The sequence below is a fragment of the Xanthomonas cannabis pv. cannabis genome (genome assembly GCF_000802365.1).
Taxonomy (GTDB): Bacteria; Pseudomonadota; Gammaproteobacteria; order Xanthomonadales; family Xanthomonadaceae; genus Xanthomonas; species Xanthomonas cannabis.
Window position 1 is genome coordinate 1 of sequence record NZ_JSZE01000065.1, and the last position, 21309, is coordinate 21309.

Annotated in this window: 18 protein-coding genes and 1 pseudogene; 8 read left to right on the plus strand and 11 right to left on the minus strand. The window is 66.1% G+C overall.

The window, feature by feature from the left end:
- Nucleotides 1-84: 84 nt before the first annotated feature.
- The 4 genes and pseudogenes from OZ10_RS22205 to OZ10_RS12210 all read right to left on the minus strand — a co-directional run.
- A pseudogene (locus tag OZ10_RS22205) lies at nt 85-186 on the minus strand (oxidoreductase); the annotation flags it as partial.
- A gap of 294 nt (nt 187-480) precedes the next feature.
- On the minus strand, nt 481-1425 hold the full coding sequence (gene panE, locus OZ10_RS12200; protein WP_202903008.1) for a 2-dehydropantoate 2-reductase: 945 nt from the start codon (nt 1423-1425) through the stop codon (nt 481-483).
- Nucleotides 1425-2237: an ABC transporter permease gene (locus OZ10_RS12205; protein ID WP_202903009.1), complete on the minus strand. Its 813-nt coding sequence runs from the start codon at nt 2235-2237 to the stop codon at nt 1425-1427. Before OZ10_RS12205 ends, panE begins: the two co-directional genes overlap by 1 nt.
- Nucleotides 2234-3229, minus strand: a complete 996-nt coding sequence (locus OZ10_RS12210; RefSeq protein WP_039406390.1) for an ABC transporter ATP-binding protein — start codon at nt 3227-3229, stop codon at nt 2234-2236. The genes OZ10_RS12205 and OZ10_RS12210 overlap by 4 nt, the downstream gene beginning before the upstream one ends.
- A 36-nt stretch (nt 3230-3265) precedes the next feature.
- On the opposite strand from OZ10_RS12210, the gene OZ10_RS12215 reads away from it, so the two are divergent.
- The gene (locus tag OZ10_RS12215; RefSeq protein ID WP_162183133.1) at nt 3266-4093 is read left to right on the plus strand and encodes a ferredoxin--NADP reductase; all 828 of its coding nucleotides are present in this window, start codon (nt 3266-3268) and stop codon (nt 4091-4093) included.
- 86 nt (nt 4094-4179) lie between these two features.
- On the opposite strand, the gene dmeF is transcribed toward OZ10_RS12215, so the two are convergent.
- The gene (gene dmeF, locus OZ10_RS12220) at nt 4180-5166 is read right to left on the minus strand and encodes a CDF family Co(II)/Ni(II) efflux transporter DmeF (RefSeq protein ID WP_039406386.1); all 987 of its coding nucleotides are present in this window, start codon (nt 5164-5166) and stop codon (nt 4180-4182) included.
- A gap of 64 nt (nt 5167-5230) precedes the next feature.
- Here dmeF and OZ10_RS12225 point away from each other — a divergent pair, with 64 nt between their 5' ends.
- Entirely contained in the window at nt 5231-5503 is a 273-nt protein-coding gene (locus OZ10_RS12225) for a metal/formaldehyde-sensitive transcriptional repressor (protein WP_039406383.1), read from the plus strand.
- Between the two features lie 139 nt (nt 5504-5642).
- Here OZ10_RS12225 and OZ10_RS12230 read toward each other — a convergent pair whose 3' ends face one another.
- The gene (locus OZ10_RS12230) at nt 5643-7199 is read right to left on the minus strand and encodes a GH39 family glycosyl hydrolase (protein ID WP_039406381.1); all 1557 of its coding nucleotides are present in this window, start codon (nt 7197-7199) and stop codon (nt 5643-5645) included.
- Between the two features lie 321 nt (nt 7200-7520).
- Here OZ10_RS12230 and OZ10_RS12235 point away from each other — a divergent pair, with 321 nt between their 5' ends.
- Genes OZ10_RS12235 through OZ10_RS12255 form a run of 5 tightly spaced genes read left to right on the plus strand, consistent with a single transcriptional unit; the run spans nt 7521 to nt 11926 of the window.
- Nucleotides 7521-8108 (plus strand): hypothetical protein, encoded by a 588-nt coding sequence (locus OZ10_RS12235; RefSeq protein WP_039565124.1) that lies wholly within the window; start codon nt 7521-7523, stop codon nt 8106-8108.
- The gene (locus OZ10_RS12240; RefSeq protein ID WP_039406380.1) at nt 8105-8305 is read left to right on the plus strand and encodes a helix-turn-helix transcriptional regulator; all 201 of its coding nucleotides are present in this window, start codon (nt 8105-8107) and stop codon (nt 8303-8305) included. The genes OZ10_RS12235 and OZ10_RS12240 overlap by 4 nt, the downstream gene beginning before the upstream one ends.
- A gap of 60 nt (nt 8306-8365) precedes the next feature.
- Nucleotides 8366-9958: an alpha/beta hydrolase gene (locus OZ10_RS12245; protein ID WP_039565111.1), complete on the plus strand. Its 1593-nt coding sequence runs from the start codon at nt 8366-8368 to the stop codon at nt 9956-9958.
- A gap of 31 nt (nt 9959-9989) precedes the next feature.
- Nucleotides 9990-10736, plus strand: a complete 747-nt coding sequence (locus OZ10_RS12250) for an ABC transporter ATP-binding protein (protein WP_039406377.1) — start codon at nt 9990-9992, stop codon at nt 10734-10736.
- The gene (locus OZ10_RS12255; RefSeq protein ID WP_039565113.1) at nt 10733-11926 is read left to right on the plus strand and encodes an ABC transporter permease; all 1194 of its coding nucleotides are present in this window, start codon (nt 10733-10735) and stop codon (nt 11924-11926) included. The genes OZ10_RS12250 and OZ10_RS12255 overlap by 4 nt, the downstream gene beginning before the upstream one ends.
- Before the next feature lie 214 nt (nt 11927-12140).
- Here the strand turns inward: OZ10_RS12255 and OZ10_RS12260 are convergent, their stop codons facing one another.
- The 5 genes from OZ10_RS12260 to OZ10_RS12280 all read right to left on the minus strand — a co-directional run bounded on the left by OZ10_RS12260 (nt 12141) and on the right by OZ10_RS12280 (nt 19747).
- Nucleotides 12141-13157, minus strand: coding sequence for an energy transducer TonB (locus OZ10_RS12260; protein ID WP_039565115.1), 1017 nt, complete (start codon nt 13155-13157; stop codon nt 12141-12143).
- Nucleotides 13158-13296: 139 nt separating this feature from the next.
- Nucleotides 13297-14865 carry a tryptophan halogenase family protein gene (locus OZ10_RS12265; RefSeq protein WP_039565116.1) on the minus strand — a complete coding sequence of 523 codons (1569 nt, stop codon included), beginning with the start codon at nt 14863-14865 and terminating at the stop codon, nt 13297-13299.
- 10 nt (nt 14866-14875) lie between these two features.
- The gene (locus OZ10_RS12270) at nt 14876-15889 is read right to left on the minus strand and encodes a cupin-like domain-containing protein (protein WP_039406368.1); all 1014 of its coding nucleotides are present in this window, start codon (nt 15887-15889) and stop codon (nt 14876-14878) included.
- A complete protein-coding gene (locus tag OZ10_RS12275; protein ID WP_039406367.1) occupies nt 15879-16580 on the minus strand; it encodes a SapC family protein in 702 nt (233 codons plus the stop codon). Before OZ10_RS12275 ends, OZ10_RS12270 begins: the two co-directional genes overlap by 11 nt.
- Nucleotides 16581-16735: 155 nt before the next feature.
- Nucleotides 16736-19747, minus strand: a complete 3012-nt coding sequence (locus tag OZ10_RS12280) for a TonB-dependent receptor (protein WP_039565118.1) — start codon at nt 19745-19747, stop codon at nt 16736-16738.
- 443 nt (nt 19748-20190) lie between these two features.
- Between OZ10_RS12280 and OZ10_RS12285 the strand changes: the two genes are divergently transcribed.
- A complete protein-coding gene (locus tag OZ10_RS12285) occupies nt 20191-20880 on the plus strand; it encodes a glutathione binding-like protein (protein WP_039565120.1) in 690 nt (229 codons plus the stop codon).
- Nucleotides 20881-21309 lie beyond the last annotated feature (429 nt).

Consider the following 21309-nt stretch of genomic DNA (forward strand, 5'->3'; position numbering starts at 1 on the left):
TCTCCCGCCTGCGGGGGAAGGTGCCCGAAGGGCGGATGGGGGGAGGCAGCTCGCAGGCCCAGCACAGTCACCGGCCCTCAACCATCAACTATGCCGGACCACCTGATACGGCTGCAGATGCACATTGGCGGCCATCAGCGGCGGTGCGTTGCGACCGGTTTCGCGCACGCGCCTGAGCATGTCGCCGAACGATGAACGCCAGGATCACGAAGTGACCAGCACAGGTGGCTGAGCAGTTTCATGACAGGCGCGACAGCTGCGCCCAACTGGCCGGCCTCATCCGGAGTGCCCTCATCCGGCGCTTCGCGCCACCTTCTCCCGCAGGCGGGAGAAGGGAACGGCTAGGTGCAGGGGGCAAGTGATACGTCCACTGCTGCAGCGCTGATGACCCTTCCCTTCTCCCGCCTGCGGGGGAAGGTGCCCGAAGGGCGGATGGGGGAGGCAGCTCACCGGCCCAGCACAGTCACCGGCCCTCAACCATCAACCATGCCGCAACACCTGATACGCCTGCAGATGCACGTTGGCGGCCATCAGCAGCGGTGCATTGCGACCGGTTTCGCGCACGCGCTTGAGCATGTCGCCGACGATCTGCGCCGCTTCCACGTCCTGGCCGGCTTCCAGGTCGCGCAGCATCGAGGCCTTCAAAGGCGAATCGACCTGCAACAGGGTCTGCAGCGCCTTGGCGCGCGCAGCTTCGGGAATCGACTGCCCGGCCGCGTCGGCGGCCCACAGGCATTCGTTGTACAGGCCGTTGATCAAGGCGCGCCCATCGTCGGTGGCCACGATCGCCCCGACCGGGGCGCGCATCAGGCAGGTGGCCGCCGCCAGCGCGGTGAGGAAGCTGTACTTGATCCATTGCTCCTGCGCGATCTGCGCGCTGGCCACATGGTCGATACCCGCCTGCGTGCACGCGGCCGCAAACGCCTGCACGCGCGCAGACTCCGCGCTGCCATCGCGCTCGCCGAAGGTCAGCGACGCCGGCTTGCCCAGGTGCAGGATCTCGCCATGCTCGCCCTTGGTGGCGCTGATGAAGCACAGCCCGCCCAGTACCCGCGCCGCGCCGAAGAATTCGTCCAGCGCCGCGTAGTGGCGCAGGCCGTTGAGGATGGGCAGCACCGTGGTGTGCGCGTCTACCGCCGGGGCAATCGCTTCGATCGCGCTGTCCAGGTCGTAGGCCTTGCAGCTGAGGATCACCAGATCGAACGGCCGCTGCGCCACCAGGGCCGGCAAGTCCTGCGCGGTGACGTGCGCCACCGGCAGATCGGCATCGCCCAGCGGGCTGCGAATGCGCAGGCCTTCGGCCTGCAGCTGCGCCGCGCGCGCATCGCGCACCAGGAAGGTGACATCGACACCGCCCTGGGCCAGGCGCCCGCCGAAATAACCGCCGGTGCCGCCGGCACCCAGGATGAGAATGCGCATGGCCATCAGCTCCGCAATCCCACACCGCGGCGCAGCAGCCACAGCGCCAGCGCGCTGAGCACCGCGACAAAACCCAGCATCAGTGCGTAGGCCACCCGGATCGGCACGTCCGAGCTGCCGAGCAGGCCGTAGCGGAACGCGTTGACCATGTAGAAGATCGGGTTGGCATGGGTGGCCGCTTCCGCCCAGCCGGGCAGCAATTTGACCGAATAGAACACGCCGCCCAGGTAGGTCAGCGGGGTCAGGATGAAGGTGGGCACGATCGCCACGTCATCGAACTTCTTGGCATAGACCGCGTTGACGAAGCCGGCCAGCGAGAAGATGGTCGCGCCCAGCAGCACCGTGGTCAGGGTGACGAAGGGATGCGGGATGCGCACCGGGGTGAAGAACATCGCGATGATCAGCACGATCGCCCCGACCATCACGCCGCGCAACACCGCGCCGGAGACATAGCCCCACAGGATCACCCAGTTCGGCATCGGGCTGACCAGCAGTTCCTCCACATGACGACCGAACTTGGCACCGAAGAAGCTGGAAGAGATGTTGCCGTAGCTGTTCTGGATCACGCTCATCATCACCAGGCCCGGCACGATGAACTGCATGTAGCTGTAGCCGCCCATGTCGCCGACGCGCGAGCCGATCAGCCCGCCGAAGATCAAGAAGTACAGCGTCATGGTGATGGCCGGCGGCACCAGGGTCTGGCCCCAGATGCGCAGGATGCGCTGCACTTCGCGGCGCACGATGGTGCCCAGCGCAATCCAATTGCGTTGGCGGGGTGTGGCAGGCGTGGCGGACATCGACGGCTCCGAGGGACTCATGGGTGACCTGCCGGGCGCGAGGGCGCCGCTGCGGCAGGGGCCGGGGCGGCGAGGGTCTCGCCGGGCCCGGTCAGGCGAACGAACAATTCTTCCAGTCGGTTGCTCTTGGTGCGCATCGAGCGCACCCGGATGCCGGCATCGCCCAGCGCGGCGAACACGCGGTTGAGGTCCATGGCGCGCGGCATGTCCAGATCCAGCGTATGGCCGTCGATGGCGGTGAGCGTGGTGCCTTCGATCGCCGGCAGCTGCGCGGGCAGGTCACCGTCGATATCGAACAGGAAGCCTTCCACGTCGAGCTTGGCCAGCAGCTCGCGCATCGGCCCCTGGGTGACGATCTGGCCGTGGTTGATGATGGCCAGGTTGCGGCACAGGTGCTCGGCTTCTTCCAGGTAATGCGTGGTCAGGATGATCGTGGTGCCGGCCGCGTTGATGTCCTTGAGCACGCGCCACATGTCGCGGCGGATCTCGATGTCCACACCAGCGGTGGGTTCGTCCAGGATCAGCAGGCGCGGTTGGGTCATCATGGCGCGGGCGATCATCAGCCGGCGCTTCATGCCGCCGGAGAGCGTGCGGCTCATCACCTGGGCCTTTTCCCACAGGTGCGCGCGGCGCAGTTCCACTTCGGCCAGCGCCTCGGCCTCGCTGCGCGGCATGCCGTAGAAACCGGCGTAATTGACCAGGATGTCGAACGGTTTTTCGAACAGGTTGAAGTTGATTTCCTGCGGCACCAGGCCGATCAGGCGCATCGCTTCGCTGCGATGGGCGACCAGGTCGGTGCCGAACACTTCCACCTGCCCGCCGGACAGGTTCACCAGCGAGCTGATGATGCCGATCAGGGTGGATTTACCGGCGCCGTTGGGGCCGAGCAGGGCGAAGAAATCGCCCGGTGCCACGTCCAGCGACACGCCCTTGAGCGCCTGGGTGCCGTTGTCGTAGGTCTTGCGCAGATCGCACACGCGCAGGGCGGGCGCATTGGAAGATGGGGAATTCAAGCCGGGTCCTTCGCGCCAGGGTGACGGCGCAGCGAGTTGCAGCCCGTTATTATAGAAGCCCGCGGGGGATCGCCCCGATCACAGACTGTCCCAAATACGTTCGTGCCCGTTCAATTCCCCCTCAAGCTTGTCGACCGGCGCATGATTGCGCCCACCGTGGCCCACTGCCAGTTTCTGCGTGACGACGGGCAGCCGCTGGATTTCCAGCCCGGGCAGTTCATCCAGATCCACTTCGACAACGTCGACGGCACCGCAACCAAGCGCAGCTATTCACTGGCGACCATCCATGACCATGCGTTGGGACCGGACGAGGCAGTGGATATCGCAGTGAGCTTCGTGCCGGGCGGCTCGGCCACGGCCCTGTTCGAAGGCCTGCAGATCGGCGACCAGCTGCAGGCCAGCGGGCCCTACGGCCGCTTCTGCCTGCAGCCGGGCGACCACAACCGGCGCTATGTACTGATCGCTACCGGCACCGGTGTCACCCCGTACCGATCCATGCTGCCGTTGTTGGCCGAGGCGATGGCCACCCGCGGCGTGCAGGTGGTGCTGCTGCAGGGCGCGCGCACGCCGGCCGAGCTGTTGTATGGGGATGATTTCCGCGCCTTTGCCGATGCGCATCCGCAGTTCCGCTACGTGCCGTGCTTCTCGCGCGAGTTGCCCGCCCAGCCGCATGCCGATGTGCGGCATGGCTATGTGCAGCAGCACCTGGCCGAAGTCGCCCCTGATGCGCAGACCGATATTGCCTACCTGTGCGGCAACCCGGACATGGTGGACAGCTGCGCCGAGGCCCTCAAGACCGCCGGTCTGCCGAACGCGCAGATCCGTCGCGAAAAGTACGTCAGCTCCACGCCGCCGAAAACCTGAGCACAGGCATCAGCTTCCACGCACTGGCGCTGTCGCCTGGCGTGGTGACTGGCGCCTGCCCCGCGCCACCCGGAAGTCCTGTGGCCTTATGACGAAGCAACGAGCTGCGCCGGGCGCCGCAACTCGACGGTGACGTGCACCAGCTCCTGGTGAACCTGCAGCGCCGTGCGCACCTGGTCTGCATCGATCGGTGCCTCCGTCACCAGGCTCAGCATGCAGGCATAGCGCTCGCTGCCGACGCGCCAGACATGCAGGTCAGTGATGTCGATGGCATGCGGCAGTTCGGCGATGACCTGCTTCACTTCCGCCACCACCGGCGCGTCCATTTCCGCGTCCAGCAGCACCCGGCCGGTACTACGCAGCAGGCCCCACGCCCAGACAGTCACCAGCACCGCGCCGACGATGCCCATGGTGGGGTCCAGCCACCTGACGCCCCACTGCATGCCGGCCACCAGGGCCACGATGGCCAGCACCGACGTGGCCGCATCGGCCACCACGTGCAGATAGGCCGCACGCAGGTTCAGATCGGCATGGCCTTCATGGCGATGATCATGACCATGGTGTGCGTGCTCATGCCCGTGACCATGATCATGATCATGCCCATGGGCGTGGCCATGCGAATCGCGCAACCACCAGGCGCAGACCAGATTGACCAGCAGGCCGATCACCGCGATGACGGTGGCTTCCTGGTAGTGGATGGGCTGGGGCGAGAACAGCCGCTCCACCGACTGGAAGGCCATCAGGCCGGCCGCGCCCAGCAGCAGCATCGCGCTGCTGTAGCCGCCCAGCACCTCGACCTTCCAGGTGCCGAAGGTGAAGCGCGCATTGCCGGCATGGCGGCGCGCGAACCGGTAGGCAAACAATGCCAGGCCCAGCGCAAGCGCATGCGAGCTCATATGCCAGCCATCGGCGAGCAGGGCCATCGAATTGAGCGCCCAGCCGCCCACGATCTCCACCACCATCATGACGACGGTCAGGACGACGGCCTTGCGGGTGCTGCGCTCGGCCAGCGGGTTGGCGCTGGCGAAGCTGTGCGACTGCGCGCAGTGAGGTGCGACGTGCGTGATCGACATCGGCAAGGGCTCTGGCTACGATACCCCAGCAGGGTATCTCAGATACCCCCATGGGGTATAGTCAGTGGCACATCTGAATCACGACAAATCCAAGCTGCTCGCACGTGTGCGCAAAATCCGCGGGCAGGTCGAAGGGCTGGAAAAGGCATTGGCGCAGGACGTGGACTGCACCGCGCTGCTGACCCAGGTGGCTGCCTTTCGCGGTGCAGCGCAGGGATTGATGGTCGCGCTGCTCAGTGAGCACCTGAAGCATCACGTGGCTGCGCCGGATGCGCCGGGCGACCGCGAACAGGCCGTCGACGACGTCGCGGCCATCCTCAAGACCTATCTGAAGTGATTGTCTGAGGTGATCAGGGTGCTGTGACGCTGTGACGCCGGGCATGTCGGCCGCGGCGCTGTGTCCAATCGCAACGCGTCACCGCGCAGCTGCGGTGGACGCATTGCGTGCGGTTGCCGATCGCCGCTGTGCCTGACGCTCAGCGCGGTTCCAACGTCACCAGTACGACGTCGTTGCTGCGCATCGGTACGCTGACGTCCAGCACGCCACCGGCCCCCACGCGCACGGGCTTGTCCTGCTCGGGCGTATCGCGCGTGGCCTGCTGCAGCTGGGTCAGCTGCTTGGCGTTCAACGCCTTGGGCAGGCCCATGTCGATGTACAGCGACAGCGGGTCGTTGCGCCGGTAGCCGGTCTTGCGCACCTGCAAGGTGTAGTTGCCGGCAGGCACATGGGTCATGCGCAGCTGCAGCGGTGCGCTGCCGGTGGCCGGCACCTGCTTGGTATAAAACGGCGTATTGCTCACCGCCTGCACCGGCTGCTGCCAGTCCCACACCAACGCAGCGAGACGCTTGCCGTCCACCGCGGCCAAGGCATGTACATCGGCGAGCGGAATCTCGCGGCCCTTGAGCGCATTCAAGTACTTGTAGGCGAACCAGGCCGGCTTGCGGATGCCTTCACGATTCATCAGCCCGAACCCACCATGGAACGGCGTGGGCGGCGGGCCGGGTTCCTCGAACAGATCGGTATAGGTCCAGTAGCTCATGCCCTGCACCAGGCCCTTGACCTGCTTGAGCTTGGTCAGGATGTAGGGCGCGTTGATGTAGCTGTCGTGCACGTAATCGCGCGGCGTGTAGCTGCTGCTCCACTCGGTGAAATACAGCGGCAAGTCGGGATACGGCGATGCCTTGATCTGTGCGTGGACGCGGCGCACATCGCCAACGATGGCATCCGGGGATGCAGACAGTTTGACGTCCTGCTTGCCGTCTTCATCCAGAAAGCCGCCGTCCACGCCGTAGGTATGCGTGGTCACGAAATCGATCGGTAGCTTGTTTTTCGCCACGAAGGCCAGCAGCTCCGGGACCCAGTCCGCACCGGCGGTGGACGGGCCGCCGACGCGCAGCTGCGGGTCGATCGCCTTGATGGTGCGCGCGGTGTTGGCATACAGGTCGAAATAGGCCTGCTGATCGGCGTTTTCCCAGAAATCCTTGAGGTTGGGTTCGTTCCACACCTCGAAGTACCACTGGCGCACTTCGTCGGCGCCGTAGCGCGCACGGATGTGGCGCACATACGCATCGATCAACTGCGTCCACTTGGCCGGATCCGGATGCGAAGTATTGCCCTTCCAGTAGAACAACGTCTGCTCGGAGGTCTTCATCGCGCTCGGGGTGAAGCCCAGTTCGACGAACGGGCGGATGCGCTTGGCCAGCAGCGCGTCGTAGAGCTGGTCCAGTTTGGTCCAGTCGTAGACGAGCTTGCCGTCGCCCTCCTTGACCGTGCCGAGCACATCGTGGAAGACATCGTGGAAGCGGATGTAGCGAAACCCCAGCTCCTGCACCGCCGGCACCAGATGCGCCTGGGTGTCGCTGCGGATCAGGGTGCCGGGGAAATCCGAGCCGACCGACAGGTCATAGAAACGATCGACCGGCGCGCCGGCCGTGGCCAGATCCAGCTGGATCGTGCGCGGCGCGGTGCCCTGCGCCAGTGCAGAGGTCGCCACGCAGCCCAGGATCGCCACCAACAAAACAGGTAACCGCATCGTCGCTTCCGTTGAAGGTTGGGCATGCAGCCTAACGCAGGTGGGGCGTTGCACTGCAGTTGCGCGCAACACGTTCCCGCGAGCACCGGCTGCGGGACGGATGCGCCCGGTTTAGGGTGTAAAGGGTGCTTGACAGGCGAATCCGGCAGGCGCATCGTGCCTGTCAAGCGTACTTGACAGGGTGAACGGGATGCAGCGGCAGCACGCGCACATGGAATGTCTGCGACACCACGCGTTGCCGGCACTGGCTCGGACGGCTGCTGGCATGCGCGCGTGCGATGGCCTGCCGTGGCGGGCGACGATGGTGCAGAGGCCATGCGCATGACCCGCTGCAAACGCACTGCGCTGCTCGTGTTCTGCCTGGGACTGGCCCTGCTCGGCGTCGGGCTGCTTGGTCTGTGGCAGGTGTTGCCGTTGAGCAGTTACCTTGCCGGGCTCAGCGCCGGCATCGGTGGATCGTGCATCCTGCTGTCCTTGCCGCTGTGGCTGGCACGCGGCGATATGCGCGACAGCACTCGCCCGGTGTTGGCGCGCCGCTATCGCCGCGAATTCGGCGTGCCGATGGCGTTGTACGTGGTGGTGATGCTGGTCTGGCGCGACCTGCTTGCGCACGTGGCCCCGAACTGGGCGCGGGTGCTGATCGCCTTGCTGCCGGCATTGCTGGTCATGCTGGTGATCCGCGCGGTGGCGCGTTACGTGCGTGATTCGGACGAGATGCAACGGCGTATCGAGCTGGAAGCGATCGCCATGGCCGCCGGCCTGGTCAGCGGTGCATACATGACCGCCGGGTTTTTGCAGGCCGCCCGTCTGATCGACGTGCCCGCGAGCGCGGGGATGCTATGGGTGTTCCCGCTGCTATGCGCGGTCTACGGCATCACCAAGGGCATCCATGCGCGTCGTTTTGCATGATTAGCCGCGTACGCGAATTGCGCGAGGCCAATGGCTGGTCACAAGGGGAGCTGGGCGAGCGGTTGGGCGTGTCGCGGCAAACGATCAATGCGCTGGAAACCGGCAAGTACGATCCCAGCCTGCCGTTGGCGTTTCGGATTGCACGGTTGTTCGGGGAATCGATCGAGCACGTCTTTCTTTACGAAGACGGGCAGTAGTTGCTGCGGTCACGCATGAGCGCATGCAACGTCAGGGGACAGGGACTACCAGGAGATAGGGTGAGTATGGTCAAGCAATCCACAGTGGTGGCGGCAGCGCTGATCGCGATGCTCGCGATGCTCGCGAGCGGCTGTCAGCGCGCACATGCACCTGCCGACGGGCAGACCGGTGCAGTGGCGCCGGGCACCGCGCAGCCGCGCGCTGCAAGCACGCAGACAGGCAATGCGGCGGGCAATCGGTATGGCAGCCTGCAGTTCGCACCGTGCACGTTGAGCTCCGGCAGCGCCGCCGGCAACATCGAAGCGCAATGCGCAAGCCTGCGCGTCCCGGAGAACCCGGCCGCGCCGAGCGGGCGCAGCATCGCCTTGAAGATCGCCTGGCTGGAAAGCGATGCTGGCGCCGGCAGCGCGGCGGACCCGGTGTTCTTCATTGCCGGCGGGCCCGGGCAGTCGGCCACGCAGGTGGCGGCGATCGTGGACATGGGCCTGCGTGAGGTGCGCAAGCAGCGCGACCTCTTTCTGGTCGATCAGCGCGGCACCGGTGGCTCCCATCCGCTGCAATGTCGCACGGCCGCCAGCACGCCGTTGGAGATGCCAGGCGGTGCCGCAGCCAGCGTGAGCCAGCTCACCGACTACGCGCGGCAGTGCGCGGCCGGCCTGCGCAACGATGCCGATCCGCGCTACTTCACCACCGCCGAGGCCATTGCCGACCTGGATGCGGTGCGCGCCGCCCTGGGCGTGCAGCAGCTCAACCTGGTTGGGGGCTCGTATGGCACGCGCGTGGCGCAGCAGTATGCGATGCGCTACCCGCAGCACACCCGCAGCGTGGTGCTCGATGGTGTGGCGCCCAACGATCTGGTGATTGGCGGCGAGTTTGCGCGCACCTTCGACGATGCGATTGCGCTACAGGCCAGGCAATGCGCCTCCACGCCGGCCTGTGCCAAACGTTTTACGGTCGACACGCGCACCCAGCTGCGGCAGGTGGTCGAGCGCCTGCGCCAGGCGCCGGTGGCGGTGGACTATCGCGACCCGCGCACTGGCGCGCTGCGCCACGAGCAGGTGACCGCCGATACGGTGGTGGGGCTGGCGTTCGGGTTTTCGTATGCACCGGAAACCGCCTCGTTGCTGCCGTTGGTGCTGGACGAGGCGGCGGCAGGCCGTTACGCCTCGCTGATGGCGCTGGCGCAGATGAGTGCGTCGGACATGTCCGACCAGATGAATCGCCCGATGCAATGGTCGGTGTTGTGCAGCGAAGACGCCGGCCGCTATCGTGCGCCGCGTGACCAGGACGCCACCTTGCTGGGTAACGACGTGGCAGAGATGTTCTTCGCGCCATGCAAGGTGTGGCCATCGAAGCCGGCGCCGGCCGGGGCCTTCAAGCCGTTCGAATCGACGCTGCCGGTGCTGCTGCTGTCCGGCGAGCTCGATCCGGTCACGCCGCCGCGCTACGCCCAGCGCGTGCTGCAGGGCCTGCCCAATGGCCGCCATGTGATCGCGCCAGGGCAGGGGCACGGCGTGTTCCGGTTGGGGTGCATGCCCAAGGTGCTGAGCCAGTTCCTGCAGACCACCGACGCCAAGGCGCTGCATACGGCCTGCGTGGCCAGCCTCACCACCGTGCCTGCGTTCACCTCGTTCAACGGATGGGAACCATGAGCCGCATCGACCACGCCACGGAGGCGCACGCATGATCGTCGTCGAGAACCTGCATAAATCCTTCAAGACCAAGACCGGGCTGGTGAGCGCGGTGGACGGGGTCAGCTTCAGCGCCGCCGATGGGCAGATCACCGGCCTGCTCGGGCCCAACGGCGCCGGCAAGACCACCACCTTGCGCATGCTCTACACGCTGATGTCGCCGGACCAGGGCCGCGTCACCGTCGATGGCGTGGACGCCGCGCACGACCCGGTTGCGGTGCGCCGTGCGCTCGGTGTGCTGCCGGATGCGCGCGGCGTGTACAAACGGCTGAGCGCCCGCGAAAACATCGCCTACTTCGGCGAGTTGCATGGCCTGTCGCGCACGCAGATCGCGCAGCGTACGCAGGTGTTGTCCGCCGCGCTGGACATGGACGACATTCTCGACCGCCAGACCGAAGGCTTCAGTCAGGGCCAACGCACCAAGACCGCCATTGCACGCGCGCTGGTACACGACCCGCGCAACGTGATCCTGGACGAACCCACCAACGGCCTGGACGTGATGACCACCCGCGCCATGCGCGGCTTCCTGCAGCAGCTGCGCGCGGAAGGGCGCTGCGTCATCTTCTCCAGTCACATCATGCAGGAGGTGGCGGCGCTGTGCGATCGCATCGTCATCATCGCCAAGGGCACGGTAGTGGCCTGCGGCAGCGCCGACGAACTGCGCGCTGCCACCGGTGAAAGCAACCTGGAAGATGCCTTCGTCAAGGCGATCGGCTCGGAAGAAGGACTGCACGCATGAGCAAGACCACCCTGATGGCCACGCTGTGGACGGTGCTGCGCAAGGAACTGCGCGACATCTCGCGCGACCGCCGCACCCTTGCACTGGCATTGCTGCTCTCGCCCCTGCTGTATCCCATCCTGATTCTCGGCATGGGCGCCTTGAGCGAAAGCCGCGTGCGCACCCAGATCGACAAGCCGCTGGACATCCCGACGCTCGGTCGCGAACACGCCCCCAACCTGGTGCGGTTTCTCGCCGCGCAGGGGCTCAACGCGGTGGATGCACCTGCAGACCTGACTGCCGCCATCCGCAACCAGGACGTGGACGTCGCCCTGCGCATCAGCGACAGCTACGCCGAGGACTGGCGCGAAGGCCGCCCGGCGTTGGTGGAGGTCATCAAGGACAGCACGCGCCGCGAGGCCGACGTGCCGAGCATGCGCCTGCAGGCGGCATTGAACGGTTATAGCCAGCAGGTGGGTGCATTGCGGTTGCTGGCGCGCGGCATCGATGCGCAGGTGGGCCGGCCGCTGGACGTGGCCGCGCAGGACCTGGCGACCGCCGAAGCCAAGCGTGGTCAGGTCATGGCGATGCTGCTGCCGGTCTTGCTGGTGATCACCTCGTTTCTGGGCGGCGCCTCGTTGATCCTGGACGCCACGGCCGGCGAGCGCGAACGCCAGTCGCTTGAGCCGTTGCTGGCCACGCCTGCGCCACGCAGCGCGATCGTCAGCGGCAAGATCGCGGCGGCCTGCGTGATCGGCATGGTGTCGTTGCTGCTCACCTTGCTGGCCTTCAAGCTCAGTGCGCAATTGTCCTCGTCCAATCTGGGACGCCAGCTCAACGTGGGCTTCGTGCCGATGTTGCAGATGCTCTTCATCCTGGTGCCGATGCTGTTTGTGGGCACCTCGTTGCTGACGTATCTGGCGGCGGCCGCCAAGAGCATGAAGGAAGCGCAGGCCCACATGACCTGGCTGTTGCTGCTGCCGATGCTGCCGGGTTATGCGTTGATGGCGTATCCGTTGAAGACCCAGCTATGGCAGTTTGCGGTGCCGTTTCTGGCGCAGAACCAGATGCTGCTCAAGGTGATCCGCCACGAGACCATCAACGCGCAGACCTGGGCGGTGTATCTGCTGGCCGGTTTCGGGGTGGCGGCAGTGTTGTGGTACGCAGCAGTGCGCCGGTATCACCAGGAGCGCCTGGCGATTTCTGGGTGATGTGCCTTCTCCCGTCGGGAGAAGGTGCCCGAAGGGCGGATGAGAGTACGGGCTCGCGTGCAGGTTCAGCAGCACTTGCAACCACCGCTGCTCCTAGGTGCACAACCATCTAAGCGTGTCGCTGCACCAGCCTCCACAACGCATCACCGCCACAACGCAAAAGCCCGCATCGCTGCGGGCTTTTGCGTTTCCTATGTCATCGCCGATCCAGCCATCAACCGCCCGGGTTGAACGACAGCGTACGTCGCGTGGTTACCGGTGCGGTCACCGGTTCGAACCGCCAGCGCTTGACCGCATTGAGCGCTTCGCGGTCGAACACGCGCGGCGGGTTGGCACGCAGCACGCGCGAGGCGGTGATCGAGCCGTCGGTACCGACGGTGATCTCCACCAGCACTTCGCCGGAGGTGCCGGCGCGCAGGGCCTCGGGCGGGTAGCGCGGTGCCGGGGTGCTGATCGGACGCAGCGATTGCGCGGCCGGTGCGGCGGCCGCGGCGGCTGCCGGGGCCGGACGTGGCGCCGCCGGTGCGGGTGCCGGGGCCTCGGCCTGACGACGCGCAGCGGCCTGGCGCTCGGCGTCGGCGGTCTGCTGGCGGGCGGCTTCCTGCTGGGCGGCAATTTGCTGGGCAGCGGCGGCCTCGCGGGTCTGCTGTTCGGCCAGGCGCTTCTGCTCGGCGGCCTGCTTGGCCTTGTCCTCGACCAGCTTCTTGGCCTGCTCGGCATCCTGCTCGGAGCGGTTGGCGGCGGTCTTCATGGCCGTGTCCAGGCCGCTCTTCAGGCGCGGCAGTGCCGGGGCCTTGGGGTCGACCTTTTCGATCAGTGCGATCAGCCGCTGCGCCTCGGGGAATTCCTCGCGGCTGATGCCCTGTTCGGCGGCGATCAGCGTGTAGGGCAGCAGGTCGGTCAGCGCGCTGTTGACGGTGGCGTCCTGCGGCTGCTTTTCGCGCAAGGCCAGGTAGTACTCCACCGCGTTGTCGCCGGCCGGCGCGTACATGCGGTTGTCCTGCAGCGCCTTGGTGGCCGATGCGCGCAACTGGTCGGCGGCCATCGACTGCACCTGCGGCGAGACTGCGGTGGCCGGCGTTGCTGCCGCAGCCGGTGCGGCCGGCGTGGCGCCGGTGGCTGGCGCGGTGGTGGCGGCCTTGTCTTCCTGCTTGGAGCAGGCGGCCAGGCCCACCAGCAAAATGACCGGCGCGATCCGGCGTGCCATACGGCCCTGTGTCAGATCCAACATGCGTCCCCCTTACCCCGAGTGCGAAAGATTACGTTGTTGCGGCGAGCGCCGGCCATTGTTCCCGCAATGGACGGCAGTGCCGCAATCTAGCATTGCTGGGGCGTTGGAAGCCAAGGGTTGCAGCGCCGGAAGGCGAAATTCATCCCGCCGGGGCCGCCATGGCGGCTACATCGGCCGGTGTGCGTGCGGCAGGGTCGGGCAGCGGGACGGCCGGGCAGTGGTGACGCAGGAACTGTGCATGCGGCGGCAGGCCGGCCACGGTCGCGTCCACGCGCTGGCGGATGCTCTCCAGAAAGTGGCTCAGCTCCGCATCGCCCATCAGGTCGGCCACCGGGTGATGCTGCTGCGGCACGATGCCCTGGCCCAGCATCACCTGCACCCAGGAATTTTCTGCAAACAACTCGTTGCCCTGGTGGAACACGCGCCCGCTCTGGCGGAACAGCTCCATCCGGTGACGCAGCGAGTCGGGGATGTCCATCGCGGCGCAGTCGCGCCAGAACGGCGTGTCGCGGCGCTCGGTGGCGTGGTAATGCAGGATCACGAAATCGCGGATGTGCGCAATTTCGTCGGCGGCCTGGCGGTTGTATTCGGCGATGTCCACCGCGTTGATGACCTGCGGAAAGGTCTGCAACAAGCGGACGATGCCGCGCTGGATCAGATGGATGTTGGTCGACTCGATCGGCTCCAGGAAGCCGCTGGCCAGCCCCAGCGCCACGCAGTTCTTCTCCCACACGCGTTGGCGCTGGTTGGGCGTGAAGCGCAGTGCGCGCGGCTCTGTCAGCGCGCGTCCCTGCAGGTGGCGCTCCAGCACGGCCCGGGCGCTGTCCTGGTCGGTGTAGCGGCTGGAATACACGATGCCGTTGCCCACCCGGTGCTGCAGCGGAATGCGCCACATCCACCCGGCCTGGTCGGCCCGCGCCCGCGTATAGGTCACCGGCGGGCCTACCGATTCGGTCTGCACGGCCAGCGCGCTGTCGGCAAACAACCAGCGCGACCAGTCGTCGCTGCCCACGCCCAGGGTCTTGCCGATCAGCAATGCCGCAAAGCCGGTGCAGTCGATGAACAGGTCGCCTTCCACGCGGCTGCCGTTGTCCAGTGTCAGCGCGGTGAGGAAACCGCTGTGCGGGTCGGTCTCGACCTGGCCGATGCGTCCTTCGATGCGCTGCACCCCGAAGCCTTCGCTGAAGCGACGCAGGAAGCGCGCGTACAGACCGGCATCCAGATGGTAGGCATAGTTCATGCCGCCGTTGGGCAGATGCGCGAACCGCCCTTCCTGGGTGGCGCGCAACTCCAGGCAGTAGTCGCCGAAGTCGCGCGCCACGCCACGCTGGCGGCCCTTCAACCAGAAATGATGAAAGCCTGCGCTCCAGTGATCGGTACCGGTATGGCCGAAGGAGTGGATGTAGTGCCTGTCCACGTCGCGCCAATGTTCGAAGGCGATGCCGAGCTTGAAGGTGGCCTGGGTGGCGGCCATGAACGTGGCCTCGTCGATCTCCAGCAGCCGGTGAAAGGTGACCAGGCTGGGGATGGTGGCCTCGCCCACGCCTACCGTGCCGATCTCGTCCGATTCCACCAGGGTGATCTGCAACTGCCGGCCCAGCAGCTTGGACAGCGCGGCGGCGGCCATCCAGCCGGCGGTGCCGCCACCGGCGATGACGACCCGACGCACCGGGCGCTGCGTCGGGTCTGGGGAAGTGGTGTGGGCCATGGGTCAGTCCTCAGCGGTTCAAACGTTGCAGCAAGCGCGCGCGCAGGCTGCGCGCACGGGTGTCGTCCATCGGGGCCAGCACGCCGCGCGCCACGTCCGGCACGTGCGCGGCGGTGCGCTCATCGGGTTCGAACACGTAATGGCGAAACACGTCCTGCCAGATGGCGCGTTGTTCGGCGGGCAGGTCGCGAATGGTGAGCAGCGACAGCATCAGCGCGTTCATCGGCGAATCCATGTAGGCCGGACTTTGCCGCCACCAGAAATTGACCAGCACGTTGAAGCCTTCCAGCGCCTGGACGTGATGCCACCACATGCTGGGAATGAACAGCGCATCGCCCGGCTCCAGCTCGGCAACGCACGCGTGCTGCAGTGCCTGCGCATAGCGCGGAAAGCGCTGCAGGTCGGGCGCGGCGATATCCACCAGGCTGACCGGCTGGCCGGCCGGGGTCAGGTCCAGCGGGCCGATATACAGGTTGGCCAGCTGGTCCGGCGGAAACAGCGTGAAGCGGCGGCGCCCTGCCACCACGCAGGCCAGGTTGTCGGGCAGGTCCTGGTGGGCGGCGATACGGGTGCGGTTGCCGATCCAGATGCTGGCCAGCGGCTCGGCCTGCGGCAGCGCGATCGGATTGGCCGCGCGCAGGCCGGGCAGGTACGTGTCCAGCGTCGTGGAGCCGACGTAGATCGCCGGCGGCTGTGCGTCGTGCAGGCCGCGCAGCAAGGTGTCCAGCACCACGCCCAGCGGCACGCGCTCGGGTCGGAAATTGAAGCCGGTCATGTCCGCGTTGTAGAAGAAGCGCCCGCCGATGTCCGGCGGGCCGACCTGCGCCACCACTGCCTCGCCGCGATCGAATCCACGCAGGTAGGCGGCGGCCGCCTGTGCAGAGCTGGCACCGGCACGTGCCAGCGGCCAATCGCGCACCAGCCCGCGCAGCACCAGCGGCGTGGTGGAGCGCAGCAGGGCCGGGTCCAGTTGCTGCGGATCCAGGCCATGCCGTTCTTCGATGGCGCGCGGCTCAGCCGGCATGGCGGCGGTTGAGGCGTTCGAGCAGGTGACGGAACTGCGCAATCGAGGCCACCGCCATGTACAGCGGTTCCAGATCGCCGTGGCGGTGCAGGTCCAGCAAGGCGGTATTGCCGAGCGTGCGCAGGCGTTCTTCATGCACGGTGTGCAGGCCGGCCAGTCGGCATTCCAGGCCGTTGTCCAGGGTGGCTTCGAACACGAATGGCTCCAGCAGCTCGTAACCCAGCAGGCGTTCGACAAACGCATCGCTGGCCGCCAGCCCATCGTGCAGCGTGCGCAGCAATTGGCTGATGTGATACAGAAAATCGGTGGTGCCGCCATGTTCGCGAAACAGCAGCTCGCCTTCATCGGTGCTGACGCGCGGGCTGTCCAGGTCTACGTGCACCATCGGCCCTTCCGGCTGCTGGCCGATCAGGAACGGTTGCCGCTGGATCGCCAGCGGAATGTACGGCGCGTCCCAGCGCGCACCGTCCAGGAACAGGTTCTCGCCCAGCCGCAGTCCCAGCAGCGCCAGCGGCTGAAAACGGCCGTTCTCGTTGCGATGGAACACGATCGGGTACTGGCCCTGCAGCTGGCGGAATTCCTGCGGGAAGGTAGCCGCCGACATCACGTCGTCGCCATAGGCGGCGCCACGGGCGGTGATCACGCGCAGATCGCGGTGATCAAGATTGTTCAACAACACGGCATTGGTCATGGGGGTCGCTATATCACGCGGGGGCGCGTGGCCCATGCTTGGACAATCCCCTTCGCACGGCAAGTGCCGGAGCATGCAGCTCCGGTCAGCACGCAGGAAGGTCGTAACCACGTCCCGGCAGCCAGGCTGCCGGGACGTGCGGTGCATTGCCTAGATCACCAGAACTTGTAGCGCAGGCCGAGCATGTAGCGCGGGCCGGTCTGGGTGGCATACACGATCTGGTTCGGGTGCCGGCCGTGCTGACGCTGCACCTCGTCGGTGAGGTTGATCGCCTCCAGGCTCAGCGACAGGTTCTCGTTCCACTGGTAGCCGATGCTCAGGTCCAGCTGGCCGTAGGCTTCGGTGTAGACCGGATTGGGCTGGCCGCTGCCGTCGAAACGCGCGGCCAGGAATTCGTCGCGCCAGTTGTAGGCCGCACGCACCTGCCACTTGTCCTTGTCGTAGAAGCCGACCACGTTGGCCGAATCGCTCAGCCCTTCCAGCGCGAACTGCTCGCCGATCACTGCGTTGTTGTAGGTCAGCCCGGAGTCGACCATGGTGTAGTTGGCCGACACGCCAAAGCCGCTGGCGCCGAACATGTGCTGCAGGTTGAATTCCCAGCCGTCCAGCGAAGCGGAGCGCTGGTTGGCCGGCGCGGTGATGGCGAAGTTGGCCACCGGGTCGCCCGGCTGCCCACTGATCACGCCGGTGGCATTGCCGTTGGCATCGGCCTCGCGCACTACGCCCGGCGAACCGTTACGGTTGCGGAAGATGTAGTTGCGGATACAGGTCAGGTCGGACGAGGCGCATCCATTGGCCAGCGCTTCGTTCCAGTAAGTGCCGCCAATCGGGGTATTCAAGCCCAGCGAGGTATCGTTGCGCGTAGTCACGCCGATGTAGTTGTCGATGTTCTTGCGGAAGAAGCCCACCGAGGCGTAGCTGGCATCGCTGTAGTACCACTCCAGCGAAAAATCGATGTTGTGCGAGAGCAGCGGCTTCAGGCCCGGGTTGCCTTCCCGGCCGGTGCCGCCTTCCACGCGCGCGATCTCGCTGAGCGTCTGCCCGCCCTGGATATCGCCCCAGCCGGGCCGGCCGATGGTTTCGCCGTAACTGCCGCGCAGCACAAGGTCCTCGGTGAGCTTGAAGCTAAGATCCAGGCTGGGCAACCAGTATTCGTACTTCCCGCTGTCGCTGGCGAACGCCGAGTTGGCCACACGAATCGGCAACTCGTTGTTGGCGACCCAGTCGATACCCACTGCCACCGGCACCAGTGCCTGCGCGTCCACCTTGGTTTCTTCGTAGCGCACGCCGGCGGCCAGGCTGATCGGCACGCGCAGATCGTCCCAGCTGTTGTTCCACTGCAGGTAGGCGTTCTTGGACTTTTCGGTGACGCGGCGGTCGGTGGTGAACACCGGCGCGATGCGGTACAGCGCGTCGTCGCCAGCAGCCTGCGCGGCGGCCTGGCGGGCGCGCTCGAAATCGAACAGGAACAGCTGGTCGAACTGCGCCGGATTGCCGCTGCCGTCGATCGCATCGAAATACTGCGCAAACGCACTGGGGATCCACAGGTCGTCCGGATAATCGGCTGCGGTGCCGTTGCCGTTCCAGGTATCGCGCTGCACATTGGAGAACGCCGAGCGGTTCTTGACCTCGGTGCTGCCGATGCCGAACTTCAACTGCGAATAGTTTTCGAAGGTGAAGTCGCCGTTGACCTGCGCTTGGTCGATCTCCGACTTCATGTAGCTGTTGCGGAACGCCGAGCCGGTGACCAGCGTGCGCGACGGGTCCAGCCCGGTCAGCCCGAAGCCCAGCTGCTGCTGCAACACCGGGAAATCCTTGCTGAAATCCACTACCGAGGTGCCGCGGTAGAAACCGGACACGCCCAGCGAGTTGCTCGACCCGTACGGGCTGTCCGCGCCGGCTTCGGCGGTGGAGCGATGGATGTCGAAATTGAGCTTGAACTGATCGTTGACCGCCCAATCCACGTTGAAGCCCAGCGACTTGTTTTGGTTACGCGTGGCCGCCTTGGAGCCGGCGGTGGCCAGATCGCTGGTGGCCGGGTTGACGATTTCCGAATAGGTGATCGGGCCGGCCACCGGCCCATTGGTCCAGGCGCTGGCGGAGGGCCCGTAGTTGAACCACACCGACATCTCGTTGCGCTGCTGCTGGATCTTGTTTTCCGAGTAGGTGTAATCCAGCGTGGTGGTGATGTTGTCCAGCGGCTTGTACTGCAGCACCAGCTGCCCGTTGGTGCGCTGGCGTTCGACGCCGACCACGCGGTAGTTGAGGTTCTGCGGCACCGAATAAATATCGTTGGGGCCAGGACGGTTGACGATGTTTTCCGAGCCCGCCGTGCCCGGTTGCGGAATGGTGCCGTAGGCGGTGGAATCGCCACGGAACGAGCGCCAGCCGTTGGGCACGCCGACCTGGCTGTAGCCGAAGTCGCGTTCCTGGTAGCTGCCGCTCAGCGACACGCCGAAGCGCCCATCGGCCGAGGTGTTGCTGAAGATGCCGGAGATTTCCGGCGTCAGCGAATCGCCTTGCAAACGCCCGGGCAGGTTCTCGTTGGACGCATCGTGCACGCCTTTCAGACCCACGTTGGCATGCATGCCGGGGTTGTCCAGCGGCCGGGCCGTCTTGATGTTGATGGTCGCGCCGATGCCGCCGGTGGGCGTGCTGGCACGGCTGGTCTTGAACACCTCGATGCCGGAGATCGACTCGGACGCCAGGTTGGCGAAGTCGAACGCACGCGAGTTGGAGGCATTGGATTCTTCGATGCTGGCGCCCGGCATCTGCCGGCCGTTCAACAGCACCAGGTTGAAGTCCGGGCCGACGCCGCGCACGGTGACGCGCGAGCCTTCGCCCAGCGAACGGTCGATCGACACACCGCTGATGCGCTGCAACGATTCGGCCAGATTGGTGTCGGGGAACTTGCCGATGTCCTCGGCCACGATGCCGTCGACGATGCCTTGCGCATCGCGTTTGACATTCATCGACGAGGTGAGGCTGCCACGGATACCGCTGACCTGGACGGTATCGAGGGTGGCGGGATCGGCCTGGCTGGAGCCCGGGACAGTGGATGCCGATTGCGGCGCCGGCGCGGTCTGCGCGGCCAGCGGCGTCGACAATGCGAACAGCAGGGCAGACGTCAGGCGCCGCGTGCGCGGCAGGGTGCGTGTCTCTCTCACGGTGATTGCTTCCCCAAAACACAAAGATAAGGCCGGCCCCGAGCGGGACAGGCAAAGGTCGATCGAACAATCGAGCATTTGTTAGCGCGGGCTTAACGAAGTCAATTTGCACTGCAGCATCGGCCGCAAGCCAATGGCGTCACACATTGTTCCAGCACGGGCACTGACGGTGCACGCGCGTGCAACAGCCGGAGCCGTACCATCGGGCGTCGATGGCATGGTCCAGCGCTTGGAATCGGTCATTTGGGACGGCCGACGCGTGCACTCCTCACGCGCTTGTTCCGTTCCGACGGCGTCTCATTGCGACCGACAGGGCCGCCACGCGTGCACCGGTGAACCGCCCTGGCTACAACGCGGTTGCCGACCTCCGACACGCGGCTGTGCACGCCGAGGAATTCGGCGTCGTCTCGGTCGCGCATCAGCCCTCACCTAGCGGAGCACCCATGATCGATCTGTATTACTGGCCCACCCCCAACGGCCACAAAGTCACCCTGTTCCTGGAAGAAGCCGGGCTGGACTACACCATCAAGCCGGTGGACATCGGCAAGGGCGAGCAGTTTGCCCCGGCGTTCCTGCAGATCTCGCCCAACAACAAGATGCCGGCCATCGTCGACCATGCACCGGACGATGGCGGCGCGCCGCAGAGCGTGTTCGAGTCCGGCGCGATCCTGCTGTACCTGGCCGAAAAGACCAGCTGCTTCCTGCCACGCGATGCGCGTGGGCGGATCGCCGCGCTGGAATGGCTGTTCTGGCAGATGGGCGGGTTGGGCCCAATGACCGGCCAGATGGGTCACTTCAACGTCTATGCCCCGGACAAGATTGCCTACGCGGTGGATCGCTACAACACCGAGGTGCGCCGCCTGCACGGTGTGCTGGACAAGCGCCTGGCCGAGCACGCCTTCCTGGCGGGCGAGGATTACAGCATCGCCGACATGGCCAGCTACCCATGGCTGGAGGTTTATGCGGACATCCGCCCCGACTACGCCGCGTTCCCTCACCTGAAGCGCTGGCATGACGCCATCGCCGCGCGCCCAGCCACGCAGCGCGCCTATGCGCTGAAAGAGCAGGTCAACCCCAACGCCGGCAAGCCGCTCAGCGAGGAAGAGCGCAAGCATTTGTTCGGTAAGCGCTGAGGCAGAGCGCGGAAGCATGGTGTTGAGGCGCCGTGCTGCTGGGGCTGAGCGCCGCAGGGGTTGCCTTGCATAGGGATGTCCTGGAGTGGATCGCCGCGCGCAGCGCGGTCAGACACCGCGCTACACAGCGGTACCAATCGCGAGGCCAGGCTGCGCCCGACCCTCATCCGGCGCTACGCGCCACCTTCTCCCGCGGGAGAAGGAAGCTAAGCCACTCTTTCTCCCGTTGGGAGAAGCAGGCCAAATTCCCTCTCGCTCGCGTTGGGAGAAGCAAACCAGCGCCCCTCTCCCCGCGGGAGAGGGGTTGGGGTGAGGGTACGGCTCCGCATCACAGTCACAGCCACCGGTCACCCGCGCCGCGTCAGGCCCGTGGTAGCCCACCTGCATCGCACTTCGGCATCGAGCAGAAATCACATACGCTGGCCTGTT

Bases quoted from the DNA above. Each gene is read 5' to 3' on its own strand.
- panE (WP_202903008.1), bottom strand. From the start codon at position 1,425: ATGGCCATGCGCATTCTCATCCTGGGTGCCGGCGGCACCGGCGGTTAT.
- OZ10_RS12205 (WP_202903009.1), bottom strand. From the start codon at position 2,237: ATGAGTCCCTCGGAGCCGTCGATGTCCGCCACGCCTGCCACACCCCGC.
- dmeF (WP_039406386.1), bottom strand. From the start codon at position 5,166: ATGTCGATCACGCACGTCGCACCTCACTGCGCGCAGTCGCACAGCTTC.
- OZ10_RS12230 (WP_039406381.1), bottom strand. From the start codon at position 7,199: ATGCGGTTACCTGTTTTGTTGGTGGCGATCCTGGGCTGCGTGGCGACC.
- OZ10_RS12235 (WP_039565124.1), top strand. From the start codon at position 7,521: ATGACCCGCTGCAAACGCACTGCGCTGCTCGTGTTCTGCCTGGGACTG.
- OZ10_RS12240 (WP_039406380.1), top strand. From the start codon at position 8,105: ATGATTAGCCGCGTACGCGAATTGCGCGAGGCCAATGGCTGGTCACAA.
- OZ10_RS12250 (WP_039406377.1), top strand. From the start codon at position 9,990: ATGATCGTCGTCGAGAACCTGCATAAATCCTTCAAGACCAAGACCGGG.
- OZ10_RS12255 (WP_039565113.1), top strand. From the start codon at position 10,733: ATGAGCAAGACCACCCTGATGGCCACGCTGTGGACGGTGCTGCGCAAG.
- OZ10_RS12260 (WP_039565115.1), bottom strand. From the start codon at position 13,157: ATGTTGGATCTGACACAGGGCCGTATGGCACGCCGGATCGCGCCGGTC.
- OZ10_RS12265 (WP_039565116.1), bottom strand. From the start codon at position 14,865: ATGGCCCACACCACTTCCCCAGACCCGACGCAGCGCCCGGTGCGTCGG.
- OZ10_RS12270 (WP_039406368.1), bottom strand. From the start codon at position 15,889: ATGCCGGCTGAGCCGCGCGCCATCGAAGAACGGCATGGCCTGGATCCG.
- OZ10_RS12275 (WP_039406367.1), bottom strand. From the start codon at position 16,580: ATGACCAATGCCGTGTTGTTGAACAATCTTGATCACCGCGATCTGCGC.
- OZ10_RS12285 (WP_039565120.1), top strand. From the start codon at position 20,191: ATGATCGATCTGTATTACTGGCCCACCCCCAACGGCCACAAAGTCACC.